Here is a 25,518-nt window from a genome sequence, read left to right as displayed (position 1 = left end):
CGCCAGCTTATTGACTAATAGTCAAAAAACCAGCAGGCTCAACAGCACCCGCCAGCCACGCTCCCTGTCCCGGGAGGACCCCGAATGACCACCGAAGCACTGGCACCACTGGGAGACGAACTGAGCGCGGCGCCGCCCGACAGCTTCGCCGGACTCGACCCCGCCCAGCTCGCCCGCCTCACCAGCGCCCTGCGCGAGGAGCACGCCCGGCGCGCCGACGGGCTCGAAGAAGCCGCCGAAGAGGCCCTGAAACTGGTCCCCGCACTCGCCCGCGGGCCCGTCCGCCGCATCCTCTTCAAGGGACGGTGACCATCAGTGGACACCCTCCGCAACCGCGCCGAGAGCCAGAAGATCGCCCGGCTGCTCTCCATCGACGACCCCGAAGAGCTCGCCTTCCTGCGCACCCTGCCCGCCGGTGAGCTGCGCCGCTTCCGGGAACAGACCGCCGCCGCGCTCCACGACCGCGCCCCCGACCTGCTCGACCGGATCGCCCGGGCCACCAAGCTCGTACCCACCGCGGTAGCCGCCGCCATCTCACAGAAGGCTCTCGGACCCCAACTGGCAGCCGCCGTCGCCGGGCGGCTGGAACCAGCCCGGGCCGCCGACATCATCGACAAGCTGCCGGTCTCCTTCACCGCCCAGGCCTGCGCCCACCTCGACCCACGCCGCATCCAGGACATCGTCGACCGGCTCGACGAAGACCTGGTGGTACGGATCGCCGTCACCCTCGCCGAGCGCGCGGACCACCTCACCATGGGACGCTTCGTCGGCCACCTGCGCGACGCCGCGCTTGAGCGCATCATCACACTGATCGACGACCCGGCCATCCTGCGCATCGGCTACTTCATCGACACACCCGAACGCCTCGACCCGGTCCTCGCACTGCTGGGCAGCGAACGGCTGGAATCCCTGATCGGCTCCGCAGCCGACGGACTGTGGCCCGAGGCGCTGGCCGTCGCCGCGATGGCCAGCGGTGAACGCCGCGCCGAGATCGCCGCACTCGCCGCCCACCAGCCCGAACCCCGGCTTGACTCCCTCGTACGAGCCGCACACGAACAGGACCTCTGGGAGTCACTGCTGCCCCTGGTCGCACTCCTCAACGACGATGACCGACGCACGGTGGCCGTCCTGCCCGCGCTTCGCGACGAGTCCGTACTCGGCGAGATCGTACGGGCCGTCGCCACCACCGGGCTCTGGGCAGAGTTCCTGCCCCTGGCCCAACTGCTGCCCGAACCCTCCCGGCACAGCGTCGCGGCCGCCGCCGGCCGACTCCCCGACACCGACCTGGCCGCCATGGCCCTGGAGGTGGCGAAACAGGACCTGTGGGACGCGGTCATCCCCCTCGTCGAGCTGATGGACGACCCCACCAAGGAACGGATCTTCGCCCTGCCCGCCTTCCAGAACCAGGCGGGCTGAGCCAGGGGCCCGGGCCGCCTCATGTCACACCGCGCCACCGCCGATCCGTCAGATAGACACCGATAGGTACCGGCAGATACCAGTGGATACGGGCCGGGACAGCGACCGGCCCGACGGCGGAGGTGGCACGATGACAGACGACGGCGCCCGGGGACGGGGACTCGTGGTGACAGTGGCCCTGCTGGCCGGGCTCGGCACCGGCACAGCCGGGCTCTGGTCCCTGCTGTGGCCCCGCTCCTTCGCCACCGCCGTCCAGTTCCCTTACCACGAGCACTTTCTCCACGACATCGGCGCCTTCCAGCTCGGCCTCGCCACCACGCTGCTGCTCGCCTGCATCTGGTACGACGCCCTGGCCACCGCACTCACCGGCTTCCTGCTCGGCAACACCATCCACACCATCAACCACGCCGTCGACCTCGACCACGGCGGCCAGAACTGGCACATCGCGGCGCTCGCCCTGGCCTCAGCGGCGGTCGCCCTCGCCCTGGCGCTGCGGCTGCGCCAGCTCGGCTGGGTCGTCGGCGGCGTACGCACCGCGGCCCACCCCGAACTGGCCCCATACGTCCGGCAGAAGACCGTGCTGCTCGCCACCTACAACCAGCACGGCCACCCCGGCCGCACCCCGGTCAGCCTCGCCGTCGACGGAGAGCGGGCGTACATCCGCACCTTCGAGAACGCCCTCAAGACCCGCCGGATCGCGCACAACCCCGATGTGCTGATCGCCCCCTGCACAGCACGCGGCAAGCACCCGGGCCCAACGATGGCCGCCCGGGCACGGCGGCTGACGGGCGCCGAGGCCCGCTACGCGGCCCGGCTGCTGCGCACCAAACACCCACTGCTGCACGGCATCGTGGTGCCGCTCGCCCACAAGGTACTGCTGCGCAAGAAGACCGGCGGCACCGTGCACTTCGAGGTATGGCCCACGCTGCCGGAATGAGCATTCCCGTAGCACCAGCACCAGCACCAGCACCAGCACCAGCACCAGCACCAGCACCAGCACCAGCACCAGCACCAGCACCAGCACCAGCACCAGCACCAGCACCAGCACCGGCGCACAGCGCCCACGTATCGCGCCAGTGCTGCGTATCGGCCTGCGTATCGGCCTACGTATCGCATTCCAGCACCGTGCGGCACAGCCCGCAGCGCGCCCGCACCCGGCCACGGACGGGCACCCGGATGCGCTGATGGCAGGTGGGGCAGTCGAAGGAGACCCGCAGCGGGGAGTTGTTCTCGAAGGTGTAGAGACCGTCGCCCCCCGGCACCGGTTCCGGCAAGGAGTGGCTCTGTGCCCAGCGGCGCTCCCTGGCGTAGCGGCGGCGGCCCACCCACCCGGCGGTGGTCAGTGGCGGACGGTGTGTGTCACGGCGGGCCAGATCCCGGCCCGCCGTATACGCCTCGTACGCCTGCGGGCTGGTGAACCAGATCGCCGGGTCCTCATCGAACAGCGCCGCCCGCTTGGCCAGTACGTAGCCGAACTCCTCCGGGGTGAGATAGCCCAGCTTCTGCGAGGTCAGCGAGTCCTGCCGGAAGGCATCCAGCAGCAGCCAGCCCGCACCCAGATACGCCGCGGCGGTGTCGGTGAGAATCTCATTGTCCCGATGGCCGGGAAAACCGAGATCAAGGCGGTGCAGATAGACATGCATCACCTCATGGGCAAGCGCCGCGCCGATATCCCGGCGGTGCTTCTTGAAGCGGGAGTTCAGCTCGATGAAGTATTCCGGCCCCGCGGCCAGCTCCACATGCGCGGCATGCTCCATCTCCCGGAAGCTGACGATCATATGGGCGTCCGGCAGCCGCAGATGCCGCACCATCACCCGGGCGATCCGCTGCACCCCCAGATAGAGCTCATCATCATCGGAGAAGGCCACCTCACCGGGTGCCACACTGACATCGAACGTCCGCACGGTGTCATACGACAGCCGCTTGTAGAGCGCGGTGACCGACGCCCGCACGGTGTCCAGATGCGGAAAACCCCGCTCGACCTCCCGCCCGGTCCCCATACCACCACCCCGTCTCTGTGCTCCCCGCTCCCCTGCCCACTGTACGGGCGCTCTGCCGCCCACGCCCCCAGGGCCGCTGACCCCGGAAACGCATCGGAGCCAGCCCGACACGGCGGGTGAACCGACCCGCCGCGCCATCGCTCAGCGCTCCATGGACAAAGCCACTGCGGCTGTGGGACCTACGCCAGCTGGCCGTAGCAGAGGCAGAAGGGATGGCCCGCAGGATCAGCGAAGACCAGAAACCCTGAGCGCCGTCCGCCGCTGTCATGGAGAAAGGACGCGCCCAACGCCAGGACATGTTCCCGAGCCCGCTCGACATCGTCACGGGTGGGCACATCGAAGTCCAGATGAAACTGCTGCGGAAACTCAGGATCGGGCCAGCGCGGCGGGCGGTGGTCAACGGCCCGCTGAAAGGCGAATCGCTGTCCACCAGCGGCGGTGAGCGTCACCCAGTCGGGGTCACTCTCATCCACCCGCCAGCCAAGGATCTCGGCGTAAAAGCGCGCAAGCGCCGCCGGGTCCGGACAGTCGATAACGGTGCACTGCAACGTCGCGATCATGCCGCCGAGCCTAGAACCCTCCCCGGTGCCTGAAATCCTTGGACGCGACCGTGGAAGCTTGCTGAGATAACAGGATGAGCTCCTTCTGGACGGGCAGGCGGGTACGGCTGCGTGGCATCGAGCCCGAGGACTGGCAAGCGTTCATGCGGATTGACGCATACTCGGAGCACCAGCGGTCAATGGACCTGCTCCACCCACCGCGCTCGGCCGGAGGCTACCGCGCGTGGGCGGCCGAGCAGGCCGCCGCCAAGCCCACCGGTGACTGCTTCCGCCTGGCGATCGACGCGCTGGATGCCGGAGTGCTGGTCGGCGCTGTCTCGACCCACGACGCCGACTTACGCGCCGGCCGATTCAGCTACGGCATCGGCATCAGCGGGGACCACCAGCGTCGGGGGTATGCCACGGAGGCAGTCGTGCTGCTGCTGCGCTTCATGTTCGGTGAACGGCGATACCACAAGTGCGAGGCAGCCATATACGCGTACAACGCGGCGTCGCTCGCCCTCCACCGCAGGCTCGGCTTCGTTGAGGAGGGCCGACTGCGGGACCACGAGTTCTTCGCGGGCCGCCACCACGATCTCGTGGTCATGGGAATAACGGCGCCAGAGTTCGCCGAACGGCACCCACTGGGCGAACTCTGACCCGAAGCGGCCCGGGAGGGGATGCCCCGTCAGCCCACGTGCCCACATCATCCGAAAAGTGGACACGCGGGCCGCACCCCTCACGTCCCGTCTAAGGTCAGACACCATGACCAACCGCGAGATCGACCCGTCCGTCCAAGCCGAACTCACCCGGCTACGGGAAAGCATCGACAACATCGACGCGGCGGTGGTGTACATGCTCGCCGAACGCTTCAAAGCCACCCAGCAAGTCGGCCGCCTCAAAGCCGACCACGCCCTGCCGCCCGCCGACCCGGCCCGCGAGGCCCGGCAGATCGCCCGACTGCGGCAGCTCGCCGAGAACGCCAAACTCGATCCCGCCTTCGCTGAGAAACTCCTCAACTTCATCATCGCCGAAGTGATCCGCCACCACGAGACGATCGCCCGCTCCTGACCCACCCGGCCTCAGCCACGGCACCTGCGCCCACCCCGCAGCAGAGTTCGCGGCTCAACCCCGCAAGGCAACCCCCCACCCACCTCAGCCACGGCGCCTACGCCCACCCCGCAGCAGAGTTCGTAGCCACGGCGCTTACGCCCACCCCGCACCAGGGTTCGTGGCTCAACCCCGCAAGGCAACCCCCCACCCACCTCAGCCACGGCGCCTACGCCCACCCCGCACCAGGGTTCGTAGCCACGGCGCTTACGCCCACCCCGCAGCAGGGTTCGTAGCCACGACGCCTGCGTCCGCCCCAGCGGCAGGTTTCGTAGCTCAACCCCGCAAGGCAACCCCCACCCGCCTTAACCACGACGCCTACGCCCACCCCGCACCAGGGTTCCCGGACGCTGCGGGCGGGCAACCGCGTGCGGCAGCATGGCACCATGTCCGTACTGAGGCGCGATGAAGCGCAGACCCGAGCAGACCTCCTCGACGTCCACAGCTATGCGATCGACCTCGACCTCACCTGCGGCGAGGAAATCTTCCGCTCCGCCACAAGCGTCCGCTTCACCGCCCGCCATCCCGGCGACACCTTCATCGAACTGCGGCCCGCCGCCCTGCGCCGGGCCGCCCTCGACGGACAGCAACTCGACACCACCACCTTCGCCGACGGCCGTATCCAGCTCACCGGCCTCACCGAAGGCGACCACGAACTCCATGTCGAAGCGGACATGCGCTACTCCCACACCGGCGAAGGCATGCACCGCTTCACCGACCCCGCCGACGGCCGCAGCTACCTCTACACCCAGTGCTGCCAGTCCGACGCCCCCCTCGTCTTCGCCTGCTTCGACCAGCCCGACCTCAAGGCCACCTTCACCGTGACGGTCACCGCACCACCCCAGTGGACCGTCCTGGGCAACGGCATCACCACCCGTGTCCCCGGGCAGCCAGGACGCTGGCAGTGCGCCACCACCCCGCCCATCAGCACCTACCTCATGGCGGTGGCCGCAGGCCCCTACCACTCGGGGCGCACCGAACACGCCGGACTGCCCTTCGCCCTGCACGTACGGCAATCCCTCGCCGAACACCTCGACCGGGACGCCGCCGAACTCCTCGACATCACCCGCCGCTGCTTCGACCGCTACCACCAACTCTTCAACGAGCCCTACCCCTTCGACTCCTACGACCAGGCATTCGTCCCCGAATTCAACTCCGGCGCCATGGAAAACCCCGGCCTGGTCACCTTCCGCGACGAGTTCATCTACCGCTCCGCCGTCACCGACACCCAACGGCAGAGCCGGGGCATGGTCATCGCCCACGAGATGGCCCATATGTGGTTCGGCGACCTCGTCACCCTGCGCTGGTGGGACGACATCTGGCTGAACGAGTCCTTCGCCGAGTACATGGGCTTCCAGGTCCTCGCCGAAGCCACCCGCTGGACCCACACCTGGACCGACTTCGCCATCGCCCGCAAAAGCTGGGGCTACGACGCCGACCAGCGCCCCTCCACGCACCCCGTCGCCCCCGACCCGGACAAGGTCCCCGACACGGCCTCCGCACGCCTCAACTTCGACGGCATCTCCTACGCCAAAGGCGCCTCCGCGCTCCGCCAGCTCGTCACCTGGCTGGGCCCCCGGGACTTCCTCACCGGCATCAATGACCACTTCGCCCAGCACCGCTTCGGCAACGCCACGCTCGCCGACTTCCTCGACTCACTCGCCCGCGCCTCCGGCCGCGACATCCACACCTGGGCCCAGCACTGGCTCCGTACCACCGGCGTCGACACCCTCACCCCCCACATCACCGACGCAGCCACCGACGACACCACCCGGCACTGGCAACTCCGCCTCCACCACCACGGCAGCCGCCCCCACCGCATCACCCTCGGCATGTACGACCAGGCCCCCACCGACCCCGGACAGCTCGTCCTGCGCGAACGCACCGAAGCCGACGTACCCCAACACCACGGCCACACCACCCACACCTTCCCCGGCCCCCGCCCCGACCTGCTCCTCCTCAACGACGGCGACCTCAGCTACGCCAAAATCCGCCTCGACCCGGACTCCTGGGCCACCGCCCGCCGGTCACTGTCCGGTCTGCCCGACCCGGTCTCCCGCGCCGTCCTGTGGAACGCCGCCCGCGACATGGTCCGCGACGCACAACTGCCACCCGCTGACTACCTGGACACCGCCCGCGCCCACCTGCCCCACGAGACCGACAACGCCATCGTGCAAGGCGTCCTCACCTTCGCCCGGAACGACCTCACCGACCGCTACCTCCCCACCGACCAGCGCGAACAGGCACTCCACATCCTGCACACCATCTGCCGCCAGCTGCTGGACACCCTCGGCGAAACCGACCCCGGGCTACGGCTGACCGCCGTACGCGGCTACATCAACTCCACCACCGACCCCGCCGACCTCAGCGGCTGGTGGACCCACGGCACCGTACCCGGCGGCCCACGCCTCGACCCCGAACTGCGCTGGCAGATCCTGCACCGGCTCGCCGTCCTCGGCGCCGCCGACGACAACGACATCCGCGCCGAAGCCGAGCGCGACCCCAGCGCCTCCGGGCAGGAAGGCGCCGCCCGCTGCCGGGCCGCACTGCCCCGCGCCGGGGCCAAAGCAGCCGCCTGGGAAGCGATGTTCGGCACCAGCGACATCCTGTCCAACTACCTGTTCACCGCCACCGCCCAAGGCTTCTGGCACCCCGAACACACACCGCTCGTACGGCCCTACGCCCAGCGCTACTTCAACGACGCCATCGCCCTCGCCGACCGACGCGGCGCATCCATCGCCTACCTCGCAGGCCACTACGCGTTCCCACGGTCCATCGTGGAAACCGACGTACTGCACCACGGCGAAAAATACCTGGACACCGCCCAGCGGACCCCCTCACTGGGCCGCCCACTCGCCGACCAACTCGACGACCTGCGCCGCGCACTCAACGTACGCGGCACCTGAGCCCGCCCCCACACACAACACCGCCCGGTCCGCACCCCACACGGACCGGGCAGCGACGTAAAAAGCTCACTTCCTCACTCCCGGGAAACGCCGCCCCTCGGCGCGACCTCATCCAGATGATCACGCATCGCCGCCGCCGTCCGCGCCGCCTGAACCACCATCCGGTCCAGCACATCCGGATCCACCGCGTACGTCACCACCCCCCGGCCCGGCGAACCCGGCACACCCGGCTCACCCGACCCGCCCAGATGCGCCGTCATCATGTGATGCTCCGTCTGCCCCGCCGTAGCCAACAGCTCATAGATGAACTTCCGGGTACGAGCCAGCAGCTCCGACTTCTCCTGGCCCTGCGGCGACGGACCGAACAACGCGTGCAGATACTGAATCGCCAGCCCAATATGAGTAATCAAGTGCTCATGCACCGGCAGATGACGCTCAGCCGGCCAGCCATGCACATTCTGCACAGCCTGCGCCAGCACCGGCGGCCCCCCGTACCCCGACGCCGGATCGGCCGCGGACTCCCGGTACGGCTCCACCGCCGCCGCCAACAACGTCGCGTGCTGAACCATAAAGTCCGCCGCCGGATCCTCCGCACGCTGCGGCGCATACCCAAGCGTGACCAACGCGGCGGCCACCCTGTCGGCCCGTACCCGCATCGCCTCACCGCTGTCTGACTCGCTCATACCCCCAGCCTAGGAGTGATCCCATGGCTACGGGGAGTTTTCCACCGACAATGCGGAACGCCCCCTACCAGATCCAACACCCCCACCCCGCACGGCAGTACCCCCTTCGAGCGAACCACCCCACACATCGCCAAGCCCACCCCACCACCCCGCCTAGCTTCAGGGCGTCCCGCCCCCCACCAGGCCGCGACCAGAAAGAGCGCCCCCCATGCCCGCGCCCACCGACGACCCCACGCTGCTCGCGGGCGGCACCAGCGGCCCCCGCGCCCTGCGCCCCCTCCTGGCCACCGTCCTCGACGCCCTCACCAGTGGCGCCGCCAACCGCCACGGCCCCCTGCCCGCAGGCGGCCCCGCCACCGTCACCCAGCGCGTCCACACCGCCGCCACCCCCACCCTCCCCGAACACGGCACCGGCGCCCACACCGCCCTGCGCACCCTCATCCACACCCTCACCGAAGGCGCCGCCGACCCCGCCGACCCACACTGCGCCGCCCACCTCCACTGCCCACCACTGGCCATCGCCGCCGCAGCCGACCTCGCCGCCAGCGTCCTCAACCCCTCCATGGACTCCTGGGACCAGGCACCCGCCGCCACCGCACTCGAAGCCCACACCACCCGCGAGCTCGCCGCCCTCGTCCACCCCACCGGCCCCGCCCCCGACGCCCTCGTCACCACCGGCGGCACCGAAGCCAACTACCTCGGCGTCCTCCTCGCCCGCGAACGCCACGGCAACCAACTACGCGTCATCTGCGGCGCAAACGCCCACCACAGCATCCACCGCGCCGCCTGGCTCCTCGGCCTCGCCACCCCCATCACCCTCCCCACCCCACACGATGTCCTCGACCCCACCACCCTCGACGCCACCCTCTCCGCCATCAACGGCCCCACGCTCATCATCGCCACCGCAGGCACCACCAGCAGCGGAGCCATCGACCCCCTGCCCCACATCGCCGACCTCGCCCACCACCACCGCGCCCAACTCCACATCGACGCCGCCTACGGCGGACCCCTCCTCTTCAGCCACACCCTCCGCCCCCGCCTCGCCGGACTCCACCAAGCCCACACCGTCACCCTCGACCTGCACAAACTCGGCTGGCAGCCGGTCGCCGCCGGACTCCTCACCGTCCCCGACACCACCGCCCTACAGCCCCTGGACCACCGCGCCGACTACCTCAACGCCCACGACGACACCGAAGCCGGACTCCCCGACCTCCTCGGCCGCTCCCTCCGCACCACCCGACGCCCCGACATCCTCAAAATCGCCGTCACCCTCCAAGCCCTCGGCCGCGCCGGATTCGCCGACCTCATAGAACGCACCTGCACCGCCGCCCACCACCTCGCCGACCTCATCACCGCACACCCCCGCCTCGAACTCCACCAACCCCCCACCATCTCCACCGTCCTCTTCCGCCCCACCGGCGCCAGCGACACCACCATCGCCCACATCCGCCGCCACCTCCTCACCACCGGCCGCGCCGTCCTCGGCCGCACCGACCTCGACGGCCGCCGCTGGCTCAAAGCCACCCTCCTCAACCCCCACACCCAACCCAGCGACCTCGCCGCCCTGCTGAAACTCGTCAACGACGCCATCCCAGAAAGGCACCCCCAGCCATGACCACACCCGACCCCACCCCCACCCCCGCACCCGACCGCGATCACCCACTCGACCTCGCCGGAATCGGCATCGGCCCCTTCAACCTCTCCCTCGCCGCCCTCGCCCACCCCATCCCCGGCCTACGCACCGCCAGCTACGACCAGAACCCCGCCTTCCACTGGCACCCCGGCCTCCTCATCGAAGGCACCACCCTCCAAGTCCCCTTCCTCGCCGACCTCGTCACCCTCGCCGACCCCACCAACCCCTGGAGCTACCTCAACTACCTCCGCACCCACGACCGGCTCTTCCCCTTCTACTTCGCCGAACGCTTCCACGCCCCCCGCGCCGAATACGACGCCTACTGCCGCTGGGTCAGCCAGGAGCTCGCCGCGGCCAACGGCGCATCCGGCACAGGACTCCACTTCAGCCACCAAGTCGACGCCATCCGCTGGAACCCCGAACAAGCCCTTTTCGAAATCGACTTCACCCGCCTCGACACCGACGGCGAAGCGGAAGCCCTGGGCCGCTCCTACGCCCGCAACCTCGCCATCGGCATCGGCACCACCCCCCACATCCCCGACCCCCTGCGCCCCCTCGCCGAAGCCCCCACCGTCCCCGTCATCCACTCCGCCGACTACCTCGACCACCGCGAACGCCTCCTCGCCGCCGACCACGTCACCGTCATCGGCTCCGGCCAGTCCGGCGCAGAAATCTTCCTCGACCTCCTCAAACACCGCCCCGCCGGACAAGAACACCTCCACTGGCTCACCCGCAGCCCCGCCTTCGCCCCCATGGAGTACAGCAAACTCGGCCTCGAACACTTCACACCCGACTACGAGCGCTACTTCCACGCGCTCCCCGAACAAACCCGCGACCAACTCCTGCCCCGCCAATGGCAGCTGCACAAAGCCATCGACCACGACACCATCGACACCATCCACCAGGAGCTCTACCAGCGCACCCTCACCAGCGGCTGGCCCCAGACCGTCCTCACCCCCGGCGTCACCGTCCGCACCGCAGGCCGCGTCGGAACCACCCACATCGAGCTTCACCTCCAACACGACGAACAAGACGAACGCTCCCGCCTCACCACCAGCGCCGTCATCCTCGCCACCGGCTACCGCGAACGCCCACTCGAGCGCATCCTCGCCGCCCTCGACCCCTACCTCCGCCGCGACTCCTCCGAACGCCCCCGCATCGACGCCCAGCACCGCCTCATCCTCGACCCCTCCGTCACCGGCGACATCTACCTCCTGGGCGCCGGAAGCCACACCCACGGAGTCGGCACCCCCGACCTCGGCCTCGCCGCCCACCGCAGCGCCACCATCCTCAACACCCTCACCGGCAAAAACCCCTACCCCCTGCCCGACCGCACCGCCTTCACCACCTTCGGCGTCAAACACCCCCAGCCCGACCCGCCCACTCCCCAGAACCAGACCCCACAACCCGAAACCACCCCACTGCGCACCAGCTGATGCCAAGGTGAGCCCATGACCACAACACCCGGCACCCCCGACGCACCCCGCGTCGCCGTCCACGGCGAAGCCCGACTCGACGTCGACCCCGAAATCGCCCGCATCGGCATCACCGTCACCGCCCGCGGCACCGACCGCCGCGCCACCCTCGACGACCTCACCCGCCGCAACAGCCACGTACTGGAACTGATCGAGTCCTACGGCGAAGCCGTCGAGACGACCGAGACCAGCTCCTTCACCATCGCCCCCGAACTCACCAAACACGGCCGCGGCGAACGCGTCCGCGCCTACCACGGCACCGTCCACATCGAAGCCGTCCTCACCGACTTCACCGCCCTCGGCGAACTCACCACCCGCCTCGCCGACCTCGACCTCACCCGCGTCGACGGCCCCTGGTGGGCGCTACGCCCGGAGTCCCCCGTACACCGGGAAGCCCGCCAGCAGGCCGTACGGGAAGCGGTCACCCGCGCCCGCGAATACGCCGGAGCACTCGGCGCCGAACTGGCCGACCTCATCGAACTCGCCGATACCGACATGGAAAGCGGAGGAGTGCTGCGCGGCTTCGCGGGGACCGCCGCCGCTACCGAGTCCGACACCCCCGCACTCGACCTGGAACCCCGCCGACAGAGCGTCTACGCCCAGGTGAACGCGCGCTTCACCACGACCCGGCCCACCCTGTAAAACTGTCTGGCATGGCCAATGAGCGCTCATCGGAGCAGGGCCCCGCCCATATACAAGAGTTGTCAAACCCCTTTCACACCCAAGACGTTGAACGGCCACCCTCCTATACTTCTCTACTGGCCGGTAAGTCATAGGCTCGACGTATGCGCCGAGCAAAAATCGTCTGCACACTTGGGCCCGCCACCGACTCGTATGAGCAGATCAAAACGCTCATCGAGGCCGGAATGGACGTGGCCCGCTTCAACCTCAGCCACGGCAGCCACGCCGAGCACGAGGAGCGCTACCACCGGGTACGCGAAGCCTCCGAGGAGACCGGCCGCAGCGTCGGCATCCTCGCAGACCTTCAAGGCCCGAAGATTCGCCTCGGCCGCTTCCGTGAAGGCCCCGTACTCCTTGAACGCGGCGATGAATTCACCATCACCACCGAAGAGACCGAAGGCGACCAGGAACACTGCGGCACCACCCACTCCGGGCTCGCCATCGACGTCACCCCCGGAGAGCGCATCCTCGTCGACGACGGCCGAGTCACCCTCGAAGTCATCGCCGTCGACGGCCCCCGCGTACGGACCCTGGTCCTCGAAGGCGGCATGATCTCCGACCACAAGGGCCTCAACCTGCCCGGCGTCGCCGTCTCCGTCCCCGCCCTGTCCCCCAAAGACGTCGAAGACCTCCGCTGGGCCCTGCGCATGGGCGCCGACATCATCGCCCTCTCCTTCGTCCGCAGCGGCGACGACATCCGCGACGTCCACCGCGTCATGCGGGACGAAGGCATCACCCGACCCGTCATCGCCAAGATCGAAAAGCCCCAAGCGGTCGACAACCTCCTCGACATCGTCGCCGCGTTCGACGGCCTCATGGTCGCCCGCGGCGACCTCGGCGTCGAAATGCCCCTCGAAACCGTCCCCATCGTCCAGAAACGCGCCATCAAGCTCGCCAGGCGGAACGCCAAACCGGTCATCGTCGCCACCCAGATGCTCGACTCGATGATCGAAAACTCCCGACCCACCCGCGCCGAAGCCTCCGACGTCGCCAACGCGGTCATGGACGGCACCGACGCGGTGATGCTCTCCGGCGAGACCAGCGTCGGCAAACACCCCATCGACACGGTCAAAACCATGGGCCGGATCGTCACCGCCGCCGAAGAGGACCTGCTCGCCAAGGGGCTCCCACCCCTCACCCCCAGCAGCAAGCCGCGCACCCAGGGCGGCGCCGTCGCCCGCGCCGCCGCGGAGATGGGCGACTTCCTCGGCGCCAAGTTCCTCGTCGCCTTCACGCAAAGCGGCGACACCGTCCGCCGCCTCTCCCGCTACCGCTCACCCATCCCCGTCCTCGCCTTCACCCCGGACCCGGCCACCCGCGCCCAGCTCAACCTCACCTGGGGGGTGGAGACATTCCTGGGCCCGACCGTCCAGACCACGGACGAGATGGTCGACCAGGTCGACGAACAGCTCCTCAAGATCGGCCGCTGTGACCGGGGCGACATGGTCGTCATCACCGCGGGCTCCCCGCCCGGCGTCCCCGGCACCACGAACCTGGTCCGCGTCCACCACATCGGCGAGGAAGACACCCCCAAGTCCCACCACGGCCGGGCCGTCTAGCGAACGGGGTCCCCGATCCCGCGGCCCTGCCGCGCAGCCGGACCTCGCCCCGCCGCCGGGGTGGCTCCGCCGCGTAACGGGGCTTCGCTCGGCTCCGGGGCGCCGTGGGTGGGGGTTTCTCCGACGCCGCCCCTTCCCGGCTGTGCCGGTGTGCGGCTGCGCCGCGTGGCGGGGCTTCGCCCGGTGGCGGGGTTGCCGTGGGTGGGTGTTCCCCGTATCCCGCCCCTTCCCGTAACCGGGGCTTTGCCCCGGGGCCCCGGGGTTGGCCCTGTGCGGGCCGTGGCCGGGTTGTGCCCACCCACAGCCCCTCGCGGGGCTGCGAGTGCCCACAACAGGGGGTGGGGGTCTGGGGGCGCAGCCCCCAGTTTCGGGAAGGGGTGGGATTGGGGCACACCTCCCGCACCCCAGACCCGTCAGTGCTTGGGCCCAACGTGCTCATCCATAAGCGCGACAGACGCCCGCCGGGCGATGGAGATCATCTGCGCCTTGCGGCGCTGGCGTGCGTGTTTCCACTCGACCCCGAGCCCGTCGAGGGTATCGGTGAAGAGCCGGATGATGTCGGCCGAGGTATTGGTGAAGAAGTACCGCGGGTATTCGTAGCGTTTTCGTTCACCGCCAACTACGCGGGTCGTCCAGTTGGTCATGCGGCATCCATCAGAGTGGATGAGCCCTCGGACCAGTTCCCATGGGTGCTCTTCGACCAGCTGCTGCTGCCAGGGCTCGAGGGCGATGCGGCGTTCGTGCTTCCTACCGGAGCCGTGCTGGGGAAAGAGGCAAGGCCAGTGTTTGCTGAAGCTGCCGACCTCTACGCACCCCTGTTTCTTGACCCGGCCGACGGTGTTCTGGGGAAGGACCTGCCGCATTGCTGTGGCGCAGCTCTCGATAAGGCCCGGCCACGCATCGGCGCAGAAGATGCGCAGCCGGTGGACATGTCGTGGCCCCGTACTGATACACCCGTCGCCTAGGTACAGCCCGAGAAGGTACGTATACGCAGTGGTGTCCTGCGGGAGCGCTGGCTCAGGCCCGCATCTTAGGCACTCCGAATCCCGCAGGGGCTCAAGTCGGGTCTGCCACTCGCGGATGGCAGCCCTCGATATCCCGATCTGCCTGCTCACGGAGTTGAGGCTGCGGCCTTGTCCGATGAGCGCGAGGGCGCGTTTGCGTGTGTCTAGGTCGTACATGTCCGCGACGTTGCCTGTAGCCGTGCGATCGCGCGGCAATTCGAAGAGCCGTTCACCTCAAGGGGTGAAGATCGCCAACGGTAGGCAGACCTACGAAACACAGGAAAAGTGCCCCGGGTGGGATTCGAACCCACGCTGTCGGTGGTTTGAGCACCGTGTCTCTTCCGCTGGACTACCGGGGCTTCCTTGAAAACGAAGGTTAGCGGTCACCCGCTGTGACACCACCATACAGGACCTAGGTAGGCTCGGGGTGCCCCACCTGCCCGAAAGCGAGGAGCCCCGTGAGCGCCGCTGACGTCCCCGAGCCCAATACGCCAGCCGACACCTCTGAGGGGGCCGATGCCCATGTCCCGCCATTGACGACGCGAGTCGTCATCGCGGAGGACGAGGCCCTCATCCGGCTCGACCTCAAGGAGATGCTGGAGGAAGAGGGCTACTCCGTCGTCGGGGAGGCCGGAGACGGGCAGACCGCGATTGAGCTCGCGCGGGAGCACAAGCCGGATCTGGTCATCCTCGATGTGAAGATGCCCGTCCTGGACGGGATCTCCGCCGCGGAGAAGATCGCCGAGGAGAACATCGCCCCGGTCCTGATGCTCACCGCGTTCTCGCAGCGCGACCTCGTGGAGCGGGCCCGGGACGCCGGGGCCATGGCGTATCTCGTGAAGCCGTTCAGCAAGAGTGATGTCGTCCCGGCCATCGAGATGGCCGTATCCCGCTTCACCGAGCTGAAGGCGCTGGAGAAGGAGGTCGCCGACCTCTCCCAGCGGTTGGAGACCCGCAAGCTCGTCGACCGGGCGAAGTCGGTCCTGCAGACCCAGTACGGGCTGACCGAGCCCGCCGCGTTCCGGTGGATTCAGAAGACCTCGATGGACCGCCGTCTGTCCATGCAGCAGGTCGCCGAGGCCGTCATCGAGGACGCTGAGGAGAAGAAGCAGCAGAAGTAAGCAGCCGGACCCAGGCCTCCGGCCTGGGTCCGGCTCGCTCGGCTCCGTCAGTCCTCGCCGAGGTACGCCTTGCGGACGGACTCGTCGTGCATGAGCTCTTCACCCGTGCCGGAGAGTACGATCTTGCCGATCTCCATCACATGGCCCCGGTCGGCCAGCGACAGCGCGGCTTGCGCGTTCTGCTCGACGAGCAGAATGGTCGTGCCCTGAGCCTGGAGCTCGGTGATGGTCTCCATGATCTTCTGCATCATGATCGGGGAGAGCCCCATCGACGGCTCGTCGAGCATCAGCAGTTTTGGCCGGGACATCAGGGCGCGGCCCATGGCCAGCATCTGCTGTTCGCCGCCGGACAGGGTTCCCGCGGCCTGTCTGCTGCGTTCGCCGAGGATCGGGAAGAGCTCGTAGGCGCGCTGGACGTCCTTGGCGATGCCGTCGGCGTCCTTGCGGAGGAACGCGCCGAGGCGGAGGTTTTCCTCGATGGTGAGCCGGGGGAAGATCCGGCGGCCTTCGGGGGAGTGGGCCAGGCCCATGGCGACGATCTTGTGGGCGCCGATTCCGGCGAGCGGCTGGCCGTCGAAGGTGATCTTTCCCGCGACGGGCTTGAGTAGTCCGGACAGGGTCCGTAGCGTCGTGGTCTTGCCCGCGCCGTTGGTGCCGATGAGGGTGACGATCTGGCCGGCTTCGACGCTGAACGAGATGCCTTTGACGGCTTCGATCTTGCCGTAGGCGACCCGCAGGTCCTCGACCTCGAGAAGTGCGGTCACTGGTCGTCCCCTTCTTCCTGCTGGTGCCGCTCGGCCGCCTCGACCTCGGCGACTTCTTCCTCTCCGGGCGCTCCCTCGAAGGGGGTGCCGAGGTAGGCGGCGACGACACGGTCGTCGCCCTGTACCTGTTCGGGGGTCCCTTCGACCAGTTTTTCGCCCTGGACCAGGACGGCGACCCGGTCGCAGAGGTTGAAGATGAAGCGCATGTCGTGCTCGATGACGAGCACGGACGTGCCTTGGTCGCGAACGGCGAAGACCAGCTCCTGGGTGGCTCGGGTCTCCTGGGGGTTCATGCCCGCGGTGGGTTCGTCGAGGAGCAGCAGGCCGGGGTCGCTCGCCAGTGCGCGGGCGATTTCGAGCTTGCGTTGTTCGCCGTAGGGGAGGTTGCGGGCGAGGTGGTCGCGTTTGGCGGCCAGGCCGGTGAATTCGAGGAGTTGCATGGCGCGTTCCTCGGATTCGTTTTCTGCTGTGCGGAAGCGGGGGCCGCGCAGGAGGGCGGACCAGAGGCCTTCTCTGGTGCGGGTGTGCCGTCCGACGAGGACGTTTTCCAGGACGGTCATATTGGCGAAGAGCCGGATGTTCTGGAAGGTGCGGGCGATGCCTGCCTGGGTGACGAGGTGGGATCGGTGGGGGAGGACGGTGCCTTTGTAGGTGACGGTGCCTTCGGTGGGGATGTAGAGCCCGGTGAGGCAGTTGAAGAAGGTGGTTTTGCCGGCGCCGTTGGGGCCGATGAGGCCGACGATTTCGCCGTGGTTGACGGTGAGGTTGACGTCCCGGACAGCGGTGAGTCCGCCGAAGCGCTTGGTGACGCCGGTGGCGGAGAGGACGGTCTGGTCGGTGCCGCTGTCTCCGGTGCCCGGTGGTGTCTGGGTTTTTGTGGTCATGTCGTCATGCCTCCGTCTTGCTGAGGCCGGGACTGCCCTTGGGGACGTCTGGTTGGCCGGTGTCGTGGAATTCGAGCTGCTTGCGGCGGTCGGCGATGAGTCCTTCGGGGCGGAAGCGCATGAGGAGGACGAGTGCGAGGCCGAACAGGAGCAGCTGGTAGTCGGCCATGAACTGGAGTTTGGCCGGGATGAGGTAGAGCAGTGCGGCGCCGATGAGGGGGCCGCTGACGGTGCCCATGCCGCCGAGGATGACGGCGGCGAGGAGGAAGGCGGAGTTGGGTGGGACGGTGTGGACGAATTTGTAGCCGTCGGGGTGGACGCCGTATTCGACGTGGGCGAGTACGGTGCCGGCGATTCCGGCGAGGGTGGCGCCGAGGGCGAAGGCGAGGAGCTTGAGCCGGAAGGCGTTGATGCCCATGGCGCGGGCGGCGGTTTCGTCTTCGCGGATGGCGACCCAGGCGCGGCCGATGCGGGAGTGGTCGGACCGCCGGAAGATGATCACGATGAGGGCGGTGAACAGCAGCATCAGCAGGTAGTAGTTGGCGAATCTGCCGAGTTCGAAGCCCAGGAGGGTGTGTTTCTGGCCGAGGTCGAAGCCGAGGAAGTTGAGGTCGGGGATGTTGGGGATGCCGTTGGGGCCGTTGGTGATGTCGGGTCCGGAGTCGCCGTCGAGGTTTTGCATGGCGATGCGGAAGATTTCACCGAAGCCGAGGGTGACGATGGCGAGGTAGTCGCCGCGTACCCGGAGGGTGGGGGCGCCGATGATGATGCCGAAGATCATGGAGACGACGGCTCCGGCGAGTACGGCGGCCCAGAAGGGGAACTGGATGCCGAGTGCGGCGGTGGGGGCTCCGGAGACCAGGGCGGCGGTGTAGGCGCCGACGCCGAGGAAGGCTACGTAGCCGAGGTCGAGGAGTCCGGCGAGGCCGACGACGACGTTGAGGCCGACGGCGACGGTGGCGAAGATCAGGATGCTGACGGCGACGGAGGTGTAGGTGTCGCTGCTCTGGGTGAAGGGGAAGAGTGCCGCGGCGATGAAGGCCGAGGTCATGGCGACGTTGCGGTGTTTTGTGGTGAGTGCGGACAGGCGCCGGGTGAGTCCGGACCGGTAGAGGGCGGTGGCGCCGAATCCGGTGAGGATGAGGAAGCCGATGAACAGCTCGCCGTATTCGGTGTCGATGCCGTAGGTGAAGACGTACAGGCCGACGCCGCAGGCGGCGGCGATGACGAGGACTTCGGCCCAGGAGGGCAGTGTCCTGGCGAGGCCGGGGTCGGGTGCTTTGAGGGAGTGCAGGAGCCGTCGCCAGGGGGTGGTGGCGGGGTGGTCCTGATCGGTGGGCAGGTCGGCGGGGAGGCCGAGGGCCGCGATGGCGAGGGTGAGGGACGCGGCGGCGGCGAGCCAGCCGCCGGGTTCGAGGTTGGCGAGGCCGCCGAGCTCGGTGGCGATGGCGGCGACGGTGAACCATGTGGTGGCGAAGGTGCCGAGGGCGAGGAGGAGTGCGGGGCTGTTGCGGCCGCCGGGGGTGAGCCAGCGCAGGCCGCGGATGCCGTATCCGGCGAGCAGGAAGAGCAGGGTGAGGAGCGCGCCGGTGAGGGTGAGGACCTGGAGTCCTCCGGGGTAGCCGTTGACGGTGAGGTTGCCGGGGAATTCCCTGGTCCAGGTCCAGGCGAGGAAGGTGGTGGCGAAGGTGGCGGCGGCGCCGATGACGGTGGTGAGCCGGGCTCCCGCTGCGGGCAGTGGGATGACGCCGGGGGTGTTCTGGGTGGCCGGGGTGTTGTTGGTCATGGTGATCACGCCCGATCCGCTACGCGCTCGCCGAGGATGCCCTGGGGGCGGAAAAGAAGTACGAGGATGAGGAGGACGAAGGCCCAGACGTCTTTCCAGGCTCCGCCGCCGAACTGCTGCATGCCGGGGACGTTGGACATATAGGCGGTGGCCATGGCTTCGGTGAGGCCGAGGACGAGGCCGCCGATCATGGCTCCGTAGATGTTGCCGATGCCGCCGAGTACGGCGGCGGTGAAGGCCTTGAGTCCGGCGATGAAGCCCATGCGGAAGCTGACCTGGCCGAATTTCAGGCCGTGGGCGACGGCCGCGATGGCGGCGAAGGCGGCGCCGATGGCGAAGGCGGTGACGATGATGCGGTCGGTGTTGATGCCCATCAGCTTGGCCGTGTCGGGGTCTTGGCTGGTGGCTTGCATGGCCCGGCCGGTGCGGGTCTTGGAGACGAAGACGGCGAGGGCGATCATGCAGAGGGGGGCAGCTATCAGGAGAAATATTTCGCCGCGTTGGAGGGTGATTCCGCCGATTTCGACGGGTCCGCCGCTGAACCGTGGGAAGGAGCGGTCCTTCTTGGCTCCGGGGTAGAAGGCCCAGATGGCTTGCTGGAGTGCGATGGACAGGCCGATCGCGGTGATGAGTGGGGCGAGCCGGGGGCCGCCGCGCAATGGCCGGTAGGCGAGCCGTTCGGCTCCGATACCGACGAGTACCGAGCACATCATGGCCATGAGAATCATGAGGGGCAGGGCGACCATCAGGGATGTGCCGTCAGGCAGCCAGAGCCATGCGGTCAGCGCGCCGAAGCCGCCGATCATGAAAATCTCGCCATGGGCGAAGTTGATGAGCTGAACAATGCCGTAGACCATGGTGTACCCGATCGCGATGAGTCCGTACATCGCGCCGAGGATCAGGCCGTTGGCCAATTGCTCCGGCAGACCTTGCACCGGGGGGCCTCCGAGGGGTGATGAGAAACGGCTGCGCGGGGGCGCTGTTTGCGCCCCCGCGCAGCAGCAGTATTCCTGCGGGATGGGGCGGGTGACCCCGGGGTTTTACTCTTCGAATGTGCCGGTCTTGACGGGCTTGTGCTCGCCCTTTTCGACCTTGTAGACGGACAGCTGCTTGTTGGTGGTGTCGCCGAATTCATCGAAGCCGACATCACCGGTGACGCCCTTGAAGGAGACGTCGTTCATGGCCTCGGTGATCTGCTTGCGGGCGTCGTCCACGTCGCCGGGGAGCTTGCCGTCGTTCTCCTCGACGACGGCCTTGACGGCCTGGATGATGGCCCAGGTGCTGTCGTAGGAGTAGCCGCCGTAGGCCTCGTAGGGCAGCTTGTAGCCGGCGGCCTTGTAGTTCTTCATGAACTCTTTGGCGGTGTCCAGGGTCTCCAGCGGGGCGCCGACGGAGGTGGCCAGGTCGCCTTCGGCTTTCTTCTTGGCCAGCGAGATGTATTCGCCGCTGAAGAGGGCGTCGCCGCCGACGACGGGGATCTTGGCTCCGGCCCGGCTGATCTGGTCGGTGAGCGGGGCGCCGGCCGGGTATTCGCCGCCGAAGTAGACGAAGTCGGCGTCGGAGTTCTTGACCTTGGTGGCGATGGCGGAGAAGTCGCGGTCTTCGGGGTTCACATTGTCGGTGGCAACGACTTTGCCGCCGAGTTTGGTGAATTCCTTCTTGAAGGTGGAGGCGAGTCCGGCGCCGTAGGTCTTCTTGTCGTCGATAACGAAGGCCTTCTTGAGCTTCATTTCGTTATAGACGTACTGCGCGGCGTAGGGGCCCTGTACGGCGTCGGTGGTGGAGGTGCGGAAGTAGGTGTCGAAGGGTCGCTTCTTGTCGCCTTTTTGCCAGTTGGGGCCCTGGGAGAGCTGGGGCGCGGTGTTGGCGGGGGAGACCTGTACGAGGTTGGCGTTGCCCAGGACCTTCTGCATGGACTCGCCGACGTGTGAGTTGAGCGGCCCCACAACGCCGTAGACGTCGTCGTTTCCGACGAACTTAGTGGCGTTCTGCTGGCCGGTGCCGGCTTGGCCGGCGTCGTCGAGCGCGACGAGCTTGAAGGTGACGCCCTTGACTTCCTCGTTCTTGTTCGCGGTCTTGACGGCGAGGTCCGCGGAGTTCTTGATGCCCTGGCCCAGCGCGGACAGGTCACCGGTGAGCGGGGCATCGAGGCCGATGACGACAGTGGTTTTGTCGCTGTCTCCTCCGCCGCCGCTGTCGTCCCGGGAGCCGCAGGCGGAGAGCGCCATTGCTCCCGCGGTGATTCCGGTGGTGAGAATGAGCAAGGAACGGTGACGCACGATCAGTCCTTTCCGCTGGCGCGGCCTCTTCTCGTAAGGGGCCGTCTTGCGCGCCGGGCCGTTTGGGGTGAGGCGCCCGGCGGCGCGGTGACTGGCCGTGACTCTATGGCCGTGGGCTCAGGTGGGGCAGAGGTGGACGCAATGATGTGACGCTCTTGTTATGACCAGGGCGGCCGGGGGCATGCCAGGAAGATCCAGTGGGGACGGTGCGCTGTGCTGGCGGCGAGATGGCGGACACGTTCCGCATGCCGAACCCCCAGCTCGCCCATGGCGCCGATGACAGGCCCTTGACTGGGGGTTCGCATACCGTACGGAAGACGCGGCCCAGTTCTTGCACGCAGCAGCCACCCAGGATCACGCTGAGGTTTCCCGCCCCGCACAGACTACGCAGAGTAACCCAAGAAAAGCGCATCTCACCCCAACCGGGAGATTCCACCAGACCACCCCCACGTTGCGGGCACCCGGGCCCAACCGTTGTGGGCCCGGGCCCACGAATGTTGTGGGCACTCGGGCCGCCCGAGGGGCGGCACGGGTGGGCACAACACCAGGCCACCGGAGCGGCAACCGGCCACCCCGGGGGGCGGGGGGCCCGGGGCGAAGCCCCGGTTTCCGGGAAGGGGCGGGATACGGGGAACTCCACCGACGGCACCCCCAGCTGGGGTGAAGTCCCGCCGCGCGGCGGAGCCGCATATCGATACAGCCGGGAAGGGGCGGGAATCGGGGAAACCCACCCACGGCGCCCCCGCAGCCGGGCGAAGCCCCGCCACGCGGCGGAGCCGCATATCGGTACAGCCGGGGAGGGGCGCCCAGGGCTCAGCCCTGGTAGGCCTGCGGGTCCGCGTCCCGCAACAAGCAGGTGAGCCGCGCCGTACACACCCGCCGACCCTGCTCATCGGCGATGACCACCTCATACGTAGCGGTCGTACGCCCCCGATGCACAGGCGTGGCCGTCCCGGTGACCACCCCAGACCGCGGACCACGGTGATGCGTGCAGTTCAGGTCCACACCAACGGCGATCTTCCTGGGGCCGCCATGCAGCATCGCGCCGACAGACCCGAGAGTCTCGGCGAGCACGGCCGACGCACCGCCGTGCAGCAGGCCGTAGGGCTGGGTGTTGCCCTCGACCGGCAGCGTGCCGACGACTTTCTCCGGCGCGGCCTCCAGAATCTGGAGCCCCATGCGGTCGCCGAGATGTCCTGCGGAGAAGAGCGAGGGCAGGTCGACGCCGAGCCCAGACCACTGGTCGAGGACGTCCTGGGGGAACTGGGTGGTGGTCTTCTCGCCCATGGGGTGCGGCTCCGATCGGTCGCTCTGCGGTGAGTCGTTGTCGTCTGCACCGTTCCTATCAGAAGCTAAGCCAACGCTTAGACCGGAGTGAGGCGGATCACCAGGGACTTGCTCGCGGGGGTGTTGCTGGTGTCAGCGGTGGCGTCCAGCGGGACGAGGACATTGGTCTCGGGGTAGTAGGCGGCGGCGCAGCCCCGCGCGGTGGGGTAGTGGACGACGCGGAAGCCGGGGGCGGTGCGTTCGCTGCCGTCGGTCCATTCGCTGGTGAGGTCGGCGTAGGAGCCGTCGGCCAGGCCGAGGCCGGCCGCGTCATCGGGGTGGATGAGGACGACGCGGCGCCCGCCTTTGATGCCGCGGTAGCGGTCGTCGAGGCCGTAGACCGTGGTGTTGTACTGGTCGTGAGAGCGCAGCGTCTGCAGCAGCAGCCGGCCTTTGGGTACGCGCGGGTATTCGACGGGTGCGGCCGTGAAGTTGGCCTTGCCGGTGGCGGTGGGGAAGCGGCGGTCATCGCGTGGGGCGTGCGGGAGGGTGAAGCCGCCGGGCCGGGCGATCCGCGTGTTGAAGTCCTCGAAGCCGGGGACGACGCGGCTGATCCGGTCGCGGATGGCGGCGTAGTCCTTCTCGAACTCCTCCCAGGGGGTGCGGCTGTGCTCGCCCAGCACGCGGCGGGCCAGTCGGCAGACGATGGCGGGCTCGGACAGCAGGTGTTCGCTTGCGGGCTCCAGGCGGCCGCGGGAGGCGTGCACCATGCCCATGGAGTCCTCGACGGTGACGAACTGCTCGCCGCTGGCCTGCCGGTCGCGTTCGGTGCGGCCGAGGGTGGGCAGGATCAGCGCGCGGGCGCCGGTCACCGTGTGGGAGCGGTTGAGCTTGGTGGAGACGTGGACGGTGAGCCGTGCGCGGCGCATGGCGTCCTCGGTGACGGCGGTGTCGGGAGAGGCTGCGACGAAGTTGCCGCCCATGGCGAAGAAGACCTTTGCCTGGCCGTCGCGCAGGGCGTGGATGGAGCGGACGGTGTCCAGGCCGTGTGCCCGGGGCGGGGCGAAGCCGAACTCTTTCTCCAGGGCGTCGAGGAAGGCGGGGGCGGGGCGTTCGAAGATGCCCATGGTGCGGTCGCCCTGCACATTGCTGTGGCCGCGTACGGGGCACACTCCGGTGCCGGGGCGGCCGATGTTGCCGCGCAGCAGCAGGAAGTTGACGACTTCCTTGATGGTGGGCACCGCGTGCTTGTGCTGGGTCAGTCCCATGGCCCAGCACACCACGGTGCGGTTGGCGGCGAGGATCATCCGTAGCGCCTGCTCGATGGCGGTCCGCGTCAGTCCGGTGGCCTGGAGGGTTTCGTCCCAGTCGGTGATCGTACGAGCCGTATGGGCGAACTCTTCGAAGCCGTGGGTGTGTTCGCGGATGAACTCCTCGTCGACCGCACCCTCTGTCTCCAGGATGAGCTTGTTGAGGAGCCGGAAGAGGGCCTGGTCGCCGCCGAGCCGGATCTGCAGGAAGAGGTCGGTGAGCGGGGTGCCGCTCCCGGCGAGTCCGCGCGGGGTCTGTGGGTTCTTGAACCGTTCCATCCCGGCTTCGGGGAGCGGATTAACCGTGATGATCTTGGCGCCGTTGCGCTTGGCCTTCTCCAGGGCGGAGAGCATCCGGGGGTGGTTGGTGCCCGGGTTCTGTCCGGCGACGATGATCAGGTCGGCGTGGTAGAGGTCGTCGAGGAGGACGCTGCCCTTGCCGACGCCCAGGGTCTCGGTGAGCGCCGAGCCGGAGGACTCGTGGCACATATTGGAGCAGTCGGGCAGATTGTTCGTGCCGTACTCGCGGGCGAAGAGCTGGTAGAGGAAGGCGGCCTCATTGCTGGTGCGGCCGGAGGTGTAGAAGACGGCCTCGTCGGGCGAGCCGAGGGCGCGCAGCTCCTCGGCGACGATGTCGAAGGCGCGCTCCCAGGAGATGGGCGCGTAGTGGTCGGCGCCGTCGGCGAGATACATCGGCTGGGTGAGGCGGCCCTGCTGCCCGAGCCAGTAGCCGGAGCGGGTGGCGAGGTCGGCGACGGTGTGCCCGGCGAAGAAGGCGGGGGTGACGCGGCGCAGTGTCGCCTCTTCGGCGACGGCCTTGGCACCGTTCTCGCAGAACTCCGCGGCATGCCGTTTGTCCGGTTCTGGCCAGGCGCAGCCGGGGCAGTCGAAGCCGTCCTTCTGGTTGACCTTGAGGAGGGTGAGCGCGGTGCGTTTGACGCCCATCTGCTGCTGGGCCATGCGCAGTGAGTGACCGATGGCGGGCAGCCCGGCGGCGGACTGCTGCGGGGCGCTGACCTCGGGGGCGTCCTGGACCGGGTCGCCGGACGGCGGAGTGCGCTTCATCTTCTCGATCCTGCCACGCCCGGCCGGTGCTGTCCCC

22 protein-coding genes and 1 tRNA gene are annotated in these 25,518 nt (G+C 68.5%); 11 read left to right on the top strand and 12 right to left on the bottom strand.

What is annotated here, in order from left to right; translation table 11 throughout:
- Positions 1-84: 84 nt before the first annotated feature.
- The 3 genes from test1122_RS03165 to test1122_RS03155 all read left to right on the top strand — a co-directional run bounded on the left by test1122_RS03165 (position 85) and on the right by test1122_RS03155 (position 2,353).
- On the top strand, positions 85-309 hold the full coding sequence (locus test1122_RS03165; protein ID WP_232267620.1) for a hypothetical protein: 225 nt from the start codon (positions 85-87) through the stop codon (positions 307-309).
- Positions 310-315: 6 nt separating this feature from the next.
- Positions 316-1,416, top strand: coding sequence for a hypothetical protein (locus test1122_RS03160; RefSeq protein WP_232267619.1), 1,101 nt, complete (start codon positions 316-318; stop codon positions 1,414-1,416).
- A gap of 130 nt (positions 1,417-1,546) precedes the next feature.
- Complete coding sequence (locus test1122_RS03155) at positions 1,547-2,353, top strand: PPOX class F420-dependent oxidoreductase (protein WP_232267618.1); 807 nt, start codon at positions 1,547-1,549, stop codon at positions 2,351-2,353.
- A 166-nt stretch (positions 2,354-2,519) separates the two neighbouring features.
- Here the strand turns inward: test1122_RS03155 and test1122_RS03150 are convergent, their stop codons facing one another.
- Positions 2,520-3,416 (bottom strand): hypothetical protein, encoded by an 897-nt coding sequence (locus tag test1122_RS03150; RefSeq protein WP_232267617.1) that lies wholly within the window; start codon positions 3,414-3,416, stop codon positions 2,520-2,522.
- Between the two features lie 179 nt (positions 3,417-3,595).
- A complete protein-coding gene (locus tag test1122_RS03145; protein ID WP_232267616.1) occupies positions 3,596-3,976 on the bottom strand; it encodes a VOC family protein in 381 nt (126 codons plus the stop codon).
- Positions 3,977-4,050: 74 nt separating this feature from the next.
- On the opposite strand from test1122_RS03145, the gene test1122_RS03140 reads away from it, so the two are divergent.
- The 3 genes from test1122_RS03140 to pepN all read left to right on the top strand — a co-directional run bounded on the left by test1122_RS03140 (position 4,051) and on the right by pepN (position 7,971).
- Complete coding sequence (locus tag test1122_RS03140) at positions 4,051-4,614, top strand: GNAT family N-acetyltransferase (protein WP_232267615.1); 564 nt, start codon at positions 4,051-4,053, stop codon at positions 4,612-4,614.
- A 106-nt stretch (positions 4,615-4,720) separates the two neighbouring features.
- Positions 4,721-5,026 (top strand): chorismate mutase, encoded by a 306-nt coding sequence (locus test1122_RS03135; protein ID WP_232267614.1) that lies wholly within the window; start codon positions 4,721-4,723, stop codon positions 5,024-5,026.
- A gap of 425 nt (positions 5,027-5,451) precedes the next feature.
- A complete protein-coding gene (pepN, locus tag test1122_RS03130) occupies positions 5,452-7,971 on the top strand; it encodes an aminopeptidase N (RefSeq protein ID WP_232267613.1) in 2,520 nt (839 codons plus the stop codon).
- A gap of 74 nt (positions 7,972-8,045) precedes the next feature.
- Here pepN and test1122_RS03125 read toward each other — a convergent pair whose 3' ends face one another.
- The gene (locus test1122_RS03125; RefSeq protein ID WP_232267612.1) at positions 8,046-8,654 is read right to left on the bottom strand and encodes a hypothetical protein; all 609 of its coding nucleotides are present in this window, start codon (positions 8,652-8,654) and stop codon (positions 8,046-8,048) included.
- 208 nt (positions 8,655-8,862) lie between these two features.
- On the opposite strand from test1122_RS03125, the gene test1122_RS03120 reads away from it, so the two are divergent.
- From test1122_RS03120 to pyk, 4 genes are all read left to right on the top strand, one after another.
- Positions 8,863-10,269 carry a pyridoxal phosphate-dependent decarboxylase family protein gene (locus tag test1122_RS03120; protein WP_232267611.1) on the top strand — a complete coding sequence of 469 codons (1,407 nt, stop codon included), beginning with the start codon at positions 8,863-8,865 and terminating at the stop codon, positions 10,267-10,269.
- The gene (locus tag test1122_RS03115; RefSeq protein ID WP_232267610.1) at positions 10,266-11,723 is read left to right on the top strand and encodes a lysine N(6)-hydroxylase/L-ornithine N(5)-oxygenase family protein; all 1,458 of its coding nucleotides are present in this window, start codon (positions 10,266-10,268) and stop codon (positions 11,721-11,723) included. The genes test1122_RS03120 and test1122_RS03115 overlap by 4 nt, the downstream gene beginning before the upstream one ends.
- Before the next feature lie 15 nt (positions 11,724-11,738).
- Positions 11,739-12,404: an SIMPL domain-containing protein gene (locus test1122_RS03110; protein WP_232267609.1), complete on the top strand. Its 666-nt coding sequence runs from the start codon at positions 11,739-11,741 to the stop codon at positions 12,402-12,404.
- A gap of 143 nt (positions 12,405-12,547) precedes the next feature.
- Positions 12,548-14,002 (top strand): pyruvate kinase, encoded by a 1,455-nt coding sequence (gene pyk, locus test1122_RS03105; RefSeq protein ID WP_232267608.1) that lies wholly within the window; start codon positions 12,548-12,550, stop codon positions 14,000-14,002.
- A 413-nt stretch (positions 14,003-14,415) separates the two neighbouring features.
- Here the strand turns inward: pyk and test1122_RS03100 are convergent, their stop codons facing one another.
- Both test1122_RS03100 and test1122_RS03095 read right to left on the bottom strand, forming a co-directional pair.
- A complete protein-coding gene (locus tag test1122_RS03100; protein ID WP_232267607.1) occupies positions 14,416-15,183 on the bottom strand; it encodes a transcriptional regulator in 768 nt (255 codons plus the stop codon).
- Positions 15,184-15,292: 109 nt separating this feature from the next.
- Positions 15,293-15,365: transfer RNA gene (locus tag test1122_RS03095), tRNA-Leu, on the bottom strand.
- A gap of 99 nt (positions 15,366-15,464) precedes the next feature.
- Here test1122_RS03095 and test1122_RS03090 point away from each other — a divergent pair.
- A complete protein-coding gene (locus test1122_RS03090) occupies positions 15,465-16,127 on the top strand; it encodes an ANTAR domain-containing response regulator (protein ID WP_232267606.1) in 663 nt (220 codons plus the stop codon).
- Between the two features lie 47 nt (positions 16,128-16,174).
- On the opposite strand, the gene test1122_RS03085 is transcribed toward test1122_RS03090, so the two are convergent.
- The 7 genes from test1122_RS03085 to test1122_RS03055 form a co-directional block, all read right to left on the bottom strand.
- On the bottom strand, positions 16,175-16,891 hold the full coding sequence (locus tag test1122_RS03085) for an ABC transporter ATP-binding protein (RefSeq protein ID WP_232267605.1): 717 nt from the start codon (positions 16,889-16,891) through the stop codon (positions 16,175-16,177).
- Positions 16,888-17,775 (bottom strand): ABC transporter ATP-binding protein, encoded by an 888-nt coding sequence (locus test1122_RS03080; RefSeq protein WP_232267604.1) that lies wholly within the window; start codon positions 17,773-17,775, stop codon positions 16,888-16,890. Before test1122_RS03080 ends, test1122_RS03085 begins: the two co-directional genes overlap by 4 nt.
- A gap of 4 nt (positions 17,776-17,779) precedes the next feature.
- Positions 17,780-19,561 (bottom strand): branched-chain amino acid ABC transporter permease, encoded by a 1,782-nt coding sequence (locus tag test1122_RS03075; RefSeq protein ID WP_232271734.1) that lies wholly within the window; start codon positions 19,559-19,561, stop codon positions 17,780-17,782.
- A gap of 5 nt (positions 19,562-19,566) precedes the next feature.
- Positions 19,567-20,496 (bottom strand): branched-chain amino acid ABC transporter permease, encoded by a 930-nt coding sequence (locus test1122_RS03070; protein ID WP_232267603.1) that lies wholly within the window; start codon positions 20,494-20,496, stop codon positions 19,567-19,569.
- A gap of 105 nt (positions 20,497-20,601) precedes the next feature.
- On the bottom strand, positions 20,602-21,840 hold the full coding sequence (locus tag test1122_RS03065) for a branched-chain amino acid ABC transporter substrate-binding protein (protein WP_232267602.1): 1,239 nt from the start codon (positions 21,838-21,840) through the stop codon (positions 20,602-20,604).
- Between the two features lie 813 nt (positions 21,841-22,653).
- Positions 22,654-23,127, bottom strand: a complete 474-nt coding sequence (locus tag test1122_RS03060; protein WP_232267601.1) for a PaaI family thioesterase — start codon at positions 23,125-23,127, stop codon at positions 22,654-22,656.
- 77 nt (positions 23,128-23,204) lie between these two features.
- On the bottom strand, positions 23,205-25,481 hold the full coding sequence (locus test1122_RS03055) for an FdhF/YdeP family oxidoreductase (protein ID WP_232267600.1): 2,277 nt from the start codon (positions 25,479-25,481) through the stop codon (positions 23,205-23,207).
- Positions 25,482-25,518 lie beyond the last annotated feature (37 nt).

This window comes from Streptomyces gobiensis (genome assembly GCF_021216675.1).
Lineage (GTDB): Bacteria > Actinomycetota > Actinomycetes > Streptomycetales > Streptomycetaceae > Streptomyces > Streptomyces gobiensis.
The sequence above is the reverse complement of the archived record's forward strand: the minus strand, read 5'-3'. Positions and strand labels throughout refer to the sequence as shown.

Excerpts from the sequence above, each read along its gene's own strand:
- pepN (WP_232267613.1), top strand. The coding sequence starts at position 5,452 with ATGTCCGTACTGAGGCGCGATGAAGCGCAGACCCGAGCAGACCTCCTC.
- test1122_RS03055 (WP_232267600.1), bottom strand. The coding sequence starts at position 25,481 with ATGAAGCGCACTCCGCCGTCCGGCGACCCGGTCCAGGACGCCCCCGAG.
- pyk (WP_232267608.1), top strand. The coding sequence starts at position 12,548 with ATGCGCCGAGCAAAAATCGTCTGCACACTTGGGCCCGCCACCGACTCG.
- test1122_RS03155 (WP_232267618.1), top strand. The coding sequence starts at position 1,547 with ATGACAGACGACGGCGCCCGGGGACGGGGACTCGTGGTGACAGTGGCC.
- test1122_RS03110 (WP_232267609.1), top strand. The coding sequence starts at position 11,739 with ATGACCACAACACCCGGCACCCCCGACGCACCCCGCGTCGCCGTCCAC.
- test1122_RS03145 (WP_232267616.1), bottom strand. The coding sequence starts at position 3,976 with ATGATCGCGACGTTGCAGTGCACCGTTATCGACTGTCCGGACCCGGCG.
- test1122_RS03100 (WP_232267607.1), bottom strand. The coding sequence starts at position 15,183 with ATGTACGACCTAGACACACGCAAACGCGCCCTCGCGCTCATCGGACAA.
- test1122_RS03150 (WP_232267617.1), bottom strand. The coding sequence starts at position 3,416 with ATGGGGACCGGGCGGGAGGTCGAGCGGGGTTTTCCGCATCTGGACACC.
- test1122_RS03165 (WP_232267620.1), top strand. The coding sequence starts at position 85 with ATGACCACCGAAGCACTGGCACCACTGGGAGACGAACTGAGCGCGGCG.
- test1122_RS03135 (WP_232267614.1), top strand. The coding sequence starts at position 4,721 with ATGACCAACCGCGAGATCGACCCGTCCGTCCAAGCCGAACTCACCCGG.
- test1122_RS03120 (WP_232267611.1), top strand. The coding sequence starts at position 8,863 with ATGCCCGCGCCCACCGACGACCCCACGCTGCTCGCGGGCGGCACCAGC.
- test1122_RS03140 (WP_232267615.1), top strand. The coding sequence starts at position 4,051 with ATGAGCTCCTTCTGGACGGGCAGGCGGGTACGGCTGCGTGGCATCGAG.
- test1122_RS03115 (WP_232267610.1), top strand. The coding sequence starts at position 10,266 with ATGACCACACCCGACCCCACCCCCACCCCCGCACCCGACCGCGATCAC.
- test1122_RS03060 (WP_232267601.1), bottom strand. The coding sequence starts at position 23,127 with ATGGGCGAGAAGACCACCACCCAGTTCCCCCAGGACGTCCTCGACCAG.
- test1122_RS03125 (WP_232267612.1), bottom strand. The coding sequence starts at position 8,654 with ATGAGCGAGTCAGACAGCGGTGAGGCGATGCGGGTACGGGCCGACAGG.
- test1122_RS03080 (WP_232267604.1), bottom strand. The coding sequence starts at position 17,775 with ATGACCACAAAAACCCAGACACCACCGGGCACCGGAGACAGCGGCACC.
- test1122_RS03075 (WP_232271734.1), bottom strand. The coding sequence starts at position 19,561 with ATGACCAACAACACCCCGGCCACCCAGAACACCCCCGGCGTCATCCCA.